Origin of the sequence: Devosia equisanguinis (genome assembly GCF_900631955.1) — a bacterium.
GTDB lineage: Bacteria > Pseudomonadota > Alphaproteobacteria > Rhizobiales > Devosiaceae > Devosia > Devosia equisanguinis.
The window spans coordinates 1-6761 of the sequence record NZ_UZWD01000039.1 but is presented as its reverse complement, the minus strand read 5'-3'; the positions used below and the strand labels follow the sequence as shown (position 1 = coordinate 6761).

8 protein-coding genes are annotated in these 6761 nt (G+C 64.6%); all 8 read right to left on the bottom strand.

The window, feature by feature from the left end:
- Nucleotides 1-140 precede the first annotated feature (140 nt).
- Entirely contained in the window at nucleotides 141-560 is a 420-nt protein-coding gene (locus DEVEQU_RS16600) for a MucR family transcriptional regulator (protein ID WP_126151726.1), read from the bottom strand.
- A gap of 127 nt (nucleotides 561-687) precedes the next feature.
- On the bottom strand, nucleotides 688-1038 hold the full coding sequence (mnhG, locus tag DEVEQU_RS16595) for a monovalent cation/H(+) antiporter subunit G (protein ID WP_126151725.1): 351 nt from the start codon (nucleotides 1036-1038) through the stop codon (nucleotides 688-690).
- Entirely contained in the window at nucleotides 1025-1336 is a 312-nt protein-coding gene (locus DEVEQU_RS16590; RefSeq protein WP_126151724.1) for a cation:proton antiporter, read from the bottom strand. The genes mnhG and DEVEQU_RS16590 overlap by 14 nt, the downstream gene beginning before the upstream one ends.
- On the bottom strand, nucleotides 1333-1812 hold the full coding sequence (locus DEVEQU_RS16585) for a Na+/H+ antiporter subunit E (RefSeq protein ID WP_126151723.1): 480 nt from the start codon (nucleotides 1810-1812) through the stop codon (nucleotides 1333-1335). Before DEVEQU_RS16585 ends, DEVEQU_RS16590 begins: the two co-directional genes overlap by 4 nt.
- Entirely contained in the window at nucleotides 1809-3413 is a 1605-nt protein-coding gene (locus DEVEQU_RS16580) for a proton-conducting transporter transmembrane domain-containing protein (RefSeq protein ID WP_126151722.1), read from the bottom strand. The genes DEVEQU_RS16585 and DEVEQU_RS16580 overlap by 4 nt, the downstream gene beginning before the upstream one ends.
- Nucleotides 3414-3417: 4 nt before the next feature.
- The gene (locus tag DEVEQU_RS16575; RefSeq protein WP_126151721.1) at nucleotides 3418-3795 is read right to left on the bottom strand and encodes a Na+/H+ antiporter subunit C; all 378 of its coding nucleotides are present in this window, start codon (nucleotides 3793-3795) and stop codon (nucleotides 3418-3420) included.
- Nucleotides 3795-4223 carry an MnhB domain-containing protein gene (locus tag DEVEQU_RS16570; RefSeq protein ID WP_126151720.1) on the bottom strand — a complete coding sequence of 143 codons (429 nt, stop codon included), beginning with the start codon at nucleotides 4221-4223 and terminating at the stop codon, nucleotides 3795-3797. The genes DEVEQU_RS16575 and DEVEQU_RS16570 overlap by 1 nt, the downstream gene beginning before the upstream one ends.
- Entirely contained in the window at nucleotides 4220-6595 is a 2376-nt protein-coding gene (gene mbhE, locus DEVEQU_RS16565) for a hydrogen gas-evolving membrane-bound hydrogenase subunit E (RefSeq protein ID WP_126151719.1), read from the bottom strand. Before mbhE ends, DEVEQU_RS16570 begins: the two co-directional genes overlap by 4 nt.
- Nucleotides 6596-6761 lie beyond the last annotated feature (166 nt).

The window sequence follows — 6761 nt, the reverse complement described above, 5'->3', positions numbered from 1 at the left end:
GGATTGAGGGTGGGGGGCCATGAGTGGATCATTGACCACCCCTCCGCCCCGGCCCTCCCCCTGCGTCAGGGGGAGGAATTATCGAGAGCGAGGCGTGCTGCCCCGCGTGCTGGCGGCGTCTTGAGAAAGACGCGGCTGCGTCAGGCCTTGCGGCCGAGGCCATTGTCCTTGGCCAGCTGCGAGCGGGTCGCCGAATAGCTGGGCGCGACCATCGGATAGTCGGCCGGCAGACCCCACTTCTCGCGATATTCTTCGGGGGAGAGGTTGTAGTGGGTGCGCAGGTGGCGCTTGAGCGACTTGAACTTCTTGCCGTCTTCAAGGCAGATGATGTAGTCGGCGGCCACAGACTTGCGCACCGGCACGGCGGGCTTGAGCTCTTCGACTGGTGCGGGCACTTCGTTGGACTGCAAGGCGCGCAGGGCACCGTGGACTTCAGCGATGAGCTTGGGCAAGTCGCTGGGGCTGACGGCGTTGTGGCTTACATAAGCGGAGACAATTTCCGTGCTGAGTTCGATCAGATCGGACTCACCACCAGCGAACGCGCCGGTATCGTCGTTCATTTTTCAACCTTCCGAAATTTTTATTGAGCCGCAACAAGGGCAGTTGTCAGCTTATCTTAGTCCTAGCCCCGTTTATTGCGACAGGCAAGCCGCGCGACTATATTTTGCATGTAATGGCAAGAACTATTCATGTGGCGGAATTTTGACCGCTGTTCAAATCCAGTTTGTCGCTGCGGGTCGCGCCGTCTGGTCTGTATCCGGAAATATAACTGGCGCGGGCCAGCAGATGAGCGCCCAGCGGCGTGGTTAACAACAGGAAAACGATGCCAATGATCGCCCGTAATGCCACTGCGCTATCTTGTCCCACCAGTGCCACCGCCAGCAAGATCAGTCCGCCACCCACCGCGCCTGCCTTGGACGCGGCATGCATGCGCGTGTAGAGGTCGGGCAGCCGGATGACGCCGACGCTGGCCAGCAGGGTGAAGGCCGCACCCAGCAGCAGCACCGTGCCGCCGATATAGAGTTCAAGCCCCGCCATCGCGAAAAGCCTCCTCTGCCCTGGCGCCGCGACTGAGGATGTAGCGGGCGAGTGCGACAGTTGCGAGAAAACCCAGCAGCGCCACGGCAATGGCGATGTCGAGATAGAGCGAGATGCCGGTGCGCACCGCCACCGCGCCGATGAACCCCATGGCCACCACGGTCAACAGATCCAGCGCCAGCACCCGGTCGGCCAGGGTCGGCCCGATGACGATGCGCACCATGGAGAGCAGCAAAGCCAGCCCCAGCAGCACCAGGGCAATGAGGCTGGTGACGTCGATGAACTGTTCCGGGCTCATTCGAACACCGCCTTCACCTGCTTTTCGAAGCCATTGACGATGTCGGCGATCAGCGCCTCGCGGTCGTCCATGGTCAGGGCATGAACATAGAGATGCTTGCGATCCGGCGAGACATCGATGCTCAGCGTGCCGGGCGTCAGGGTGATGAGATTGGCGAGCAGCGTGATTTCGGCATCTGAAGTGACGCTGAGCGGCACCGCCACGATCGCCGGCCGCACCACGGCCTTGAGGTCGGGACGAATCACCACCAGCGCCACGCGCACGGCGCTGGCCATCAATTCGTAGAGGAACAGGCCCAGCAGCCGGATGATTCGCCCCATGCGGCGCAGGCCCCTGCGGCTCGACAGGCTGTCGCGCAACAGAAAGGCTGCCGCCAGTCCGAGCAGGCCCCCGAACAACAGGTTGAGGCCAGAAAAGCTGCCCGTCGTCCCCGCCCATAGCAGGGCCAGTATCAGGACCAGAAGCGCAGTGTTCATGGCTCGTCTCCTGCCAACCCGGTCGCAGCAACATAGCGCGCTGGGTTGAGCATATCGCTGGCGCCGTCGCGGGCGCCGGCCATCATCGGATTGGGCCAGAGGCCCGCCGCGCCGACCACCAGCGCCAGCGCCACACTCATCGCCAGACCCAGCCGGCCGCGCCGGTCAAGCGGCAGCAAGGCCAGTGCATCATGCTCGGATGCGCCCTCGTTGCCCTGCCGCCAGAAAATATGGGCCCAGAGCCTCGTACCGGCGATCAGTGTCAGCACGGCATTGACCAGCAATGCCACCACCAGGGCCGTCGCCATCCAGGTATCGGCACTGCCGCTCACGCCCTGCTCCGCCCCCGCCTGCAATAAGAGCAGCTTGGGCCAGAAGCCGAGAAAGGGCGGCACGCCGGCCGTGGCCAGGACTGCACCGAGAAACAGGATCGAGAGCGGCGTGCTGGCGGCGTAGAAGCCGCCCATCTGTCGGGTGTCGAACGACCCGCTGCGCTTCTCAATCAGTCCGGCGACCATATAGAGCACGGCCATGGTCAGCATGGCGTGGAACACATAAAGCCCGGCGCCCGCCACCCCACTTGCGTTGGGCAGCGCGATGCCGGCGAGCACGGCGCCGATGCCGCCAATGACCAGAAAGCCGATGGCGCGGCGCAGATGCGTCTCGGCAATGGCGCCCAGTGGCGCCAGCACCAGCGTGAGGATGGCCAGCAGCACCAGCACCGGCTCGAGCACATCGCGACTGCCGGGCAACACTGCCACCAGCGTCCGCAGCAGGGCATAGGCGCCCACCTTGGTCAGCAGGCTGGCGAAGAGCGCCGAGACCGCCACTGGCGGCACGTGATAAGAGGCGGGCAGCCAGGCATTGAGCGGAAAGGCCGCGGCCTTCATGCCGAAGGCCAGGAGCAGCAGGGCCGCCACTCCGGTCATCGCCGCCGGACTGGCCTGCGGCGCGACGCGCATGATGTCAGCCATGTTGAGCGTGCCGAGCAGCCCATAAAGCAGCCCCAGCGACAACAGAAACAGTGTTGTCGCGAGGAAATTGAGGAAGCCGTATTTCACTGCCGCATCGAGCTGTACCGGCCGGCCGCCCAAAACCAGCAAACCGAACGAAGCAATCAGCGTCACCTCGAACCACACATAAAGGTTGAAGAGATCGCCTGTAAGAAAGGCCCCCGTCACCCCGGCCAGCAGCAACAGCACCATGGCGTGGAAATTGTCACCCCGATCGCTCTCGTCGCGGTCGGTTTCGGCATAGATCAGCACCACCAGCGTCACCAGCGCGGCGGCCAGCGCAAAGCCGGCGCCAAAGAGGTCGGCGGTAAGGCTGATGCCGAAGGGCGGTAGCCATTTGCCCATGGTCATGCTCACCGGCCCGCCGGTATAGACCTGCCAGAGCAAGGCCGCTTCACAGACCAGGATGGCGAGCACGACAATTACTGCCGCCGGCAGCGTGGCGCGCGGCCAGCGACGCAGTAGCAACAGGCTGGCGGCGCCCATCAGCGCCAGAGCCACCGGCAGGACAATGGTCCAGGCCAGAAGCGGCGTCGCCGTCTCGATCATGGCCACCGGCAGGGTGACATCGGAAGAAGAAGCGGCCATGGCGTCAATAACTCAGGGGCGGCTGCGGCGCCCGTTCGGGTTCAGCCAGCCGCATGGCGTCGGTATTATCGGCATCGAGGCTCTGATAGGCGCGGAAGGCCAGCACCAGGAGAAAGGCGAACATCGAAAAGCCGATGACGATGGCGGTGAGGATCAGCGCCTGCGGCAGCGGATTGGCAATGGCTCCATCGGGGGTATCAAGCCCCGGCGGCACGATGGGCGGGATTTCCCGCATCACCCGCCCGGCGGTGAAGATCAGCAAGTTCACGCCATTGCCGAAAATGGTCATGCCCAACAGCATGCGGATCACCGAGCGCGACAGCAGCAGGTAAACACCCGCAGTAATGAACAGGCCAACTAGCGCGGCGAGAATATAGTCCATCAGGGTGTCTCCTCGCCGTCATCGCCTTCAAGCGCCAGCGCGATGGCCGACAGGGTGCCGAAGACCACGAGATAGACCCCGAGGTCGAAAAACAGTGGCGTCGAGATAGGCAGCACCGTTTCGCCCAGATCGAGATAGAGCCAGATACTGGTCATGAACGGCGCGCCGATAAAGACGCTGAGCAGGCCCGAGGCGCCCGCCAGCACCACGCCGCAGCCGGCCAGCACCATGGGGTCGATCTTGAGCGCCCGCTTTGCCGCCTCGGCGCCCCAGGCCATGCCGAGCACACCGATGGATGCCGCGCCGATCAGGCCACCGATAAAGCCGCCCCCCGGTTCATTATGGCCGCGCAGGCAGACATAGACCGAGAACACCAGCATGGTGGCGACGATGACAGGGGCCAGCGTTCGGAAGATCACCGTGTTCATGGTGCCGCCTTTCCGGCCGCATCGACCTTCTTGCGCCGCCGCAGCAGCGCCAGGATGGCGAGCCCAGCGCCCATCACCACCGAAATCTCACCCAGCGTATCGAAGCCGCGATAGTCGACCAGGATGACGTTGACGATATTGTGCCCATGGGCGATCGGCACGCTGGTGGCGGTGAACAGATCGGAGAGGCGGGTATCGAGCGTGCCGCTCAACACCTGCATCAGCAACAGCGCCACGCCCAGTCCGCAGAACAGCGCCAGCATGCCGTCGCGCGCCAAGTCCTCGAAGGGTCGGGGATCGCGGTCGTCGAGCCGTAGCCGCGTCATCACGAAGGTCAGGATCACCACCGCCAGCACTTCCACCATCAGCTGGGTGAAGGCCAGGTCCGGCGCCCCGAACAACAGGAAGATCAGCGCCAACGCCGCGCCCTGCACGCCCAGCGACAGGATGGCCACCAATCGTGTCCGCGATAGCAGCACCGCCACCAGACCCGCCACGGCCAGCACCACCACGCCCCATTCATAGATGCGCAGCGAGCCCAGTCCGACCTTGTTGGACCATTGTCCCAATTCTTCGGGCAAGCTCATCCAGGCCAGCCCGTTGAGCGTCAGCATGGGCACGAACAGCGCCAGGCCCATCGCGGCGAACACCGCGACGAGGTAGAGCTCCAGCCGTCCGTGATGCAGCACCCGCGTCACGGCCCCGGCAAAGCGGATGAGCCCGAACATGGCCGCGTCGAACACCTTGTCGGCATTCCAACCCAGCTTGTGGTCCACCCGCCGCAGCAGGGTGCGCATGGTGTCGGCCTGCCGATAGACCAGGATACCCAGGGCCCAGGTCAGGGCCGACAGCCAGAGCAGCGGGCTGGCAATATCGAGCACGAGGGTCAGATGGGTCTTGACCGTTTCGCCCAATATGGCAGCGCCCCCCGGCTCGGCCACCAGCACGCCCACCCCATCGGGCATGACGCCGGCAACGACACCGAGCCCGCCAAGCAGGATCGGGCCCGCCAACATGGCGACCGGCGCCTCATGCGCAGATTTCGGCGTCGGCACGGTCTCGCCCAGGAACGGCCGGATCATCACCAGCAGTGCCACCCCGGCGAGCAGCGCATTGCCCGCCACCAGCACCACAAGCGTGGCGATCAGCTGCCAGTCGCCGCCCATGACGCCCAGATACATTTCTTCCTTGGCGAAATAGCCCACGGTCAGCGGCAGGCCGACCATGGACAGCGCCGCCAGCGCCGCGCCGATAAAGCTGACCGGCATCTTGTCGGCCAGCCCACCCAGTGCGGTGATGTCGCGCGTCCCGGTCTCGTGGTCGATGGCCCCCACCACCATGAACAAGGCTGCCTTGTAGAGCGCATGCGCCACGAAATAGATCATCATCGCGGCAATAGCATAGGTGCTGCCCAGCCCGATCAGCAGCACCAGCAGGCCCAGCGAGGCGAGCGTGGTCTGCGCCAGCATCTGCTTGAGATCGGTCTGCTTGATCGCTGCCAGCGCCCCCCAGAGCAGCGTCACCGCGCCAAACCCCACCAGCAGCATCGTCCAGACCGTTGTGCCGCCAAGCACCGGCGTCATCCGTGCCAGCAAGTAAACGCCCGCCTGCACCATGGTGGCCGAATGCAGGAATGCCGAGACCGGCGTCGGCGCCTCCATGGCATTGGGCAGCCAGAAATGCAGCGGCACCTGTGCCGATTTGGTGAAGGCCGCGACCACGAACAGCGCCAGCACCACGCCATAGAGCGCGTGCTCCTGCAGCCCCTGCCCCATGGCCCGCACCGCGCTCATCTCCCAGCTGCCGGTGAGCTGATGCACCAGCACCGCCCCGGCCAGCAGCGCCATGCCGCCGATATTGGTGATGACAAGCGCCTGGATCGCCGCCCGCCGCGCCGCCTGGCGCGCATGGTCGAAGCCGATGAGCAGGAACGAGGTGACCGAGGTCAATTCCCAGAACAGGAACAGCGCCAGAAGACTATCGGCCAAGACCAGCCCCAGCATGGCGCCCATGAAAGCGAGGATGAAGGCGAAGAACCGCCCCTGATGCCTGTGCCCGGCGAGATAGGCGCCGGAATAAAGCACGATCAGCGCCCCGATGCCCGAAATGGTCAGCGCGAAGACCAGGCTCAGCCCGTCGAGATGAAAGCTCAGATCCAGCCCATAGGCCGGCACCCAACCGATGGCGACGCTGACGCTATTGCCCGCCGCAATGGTGTCGACAAAGCCCAGCAGCACATAGAAAATGCCCAGCGGCACCAGGGCCAGGACATAGCCACTCAGCCGGCCGAGCAGATGATGGATCGCAGGGGCGAGGACGGCTGCCACGAAGGGCGCCAGTGCGGCCAGTGCGATGCTTGTCTGCGTGTCCAAACCAAGACCCTTCGCTACGATTCCGAGGCGAACCTTAACGAATGGAGCCCCCCGCTCAAGCAAAACCGGACTCGCAAGCGCCGACTTCTGGGGAAACTGCCCATTGTGCCAACCAAATCCGCTTGCGGCCCAACGACTCTGCGGTCCCACCCCCCCCCTCCAAATC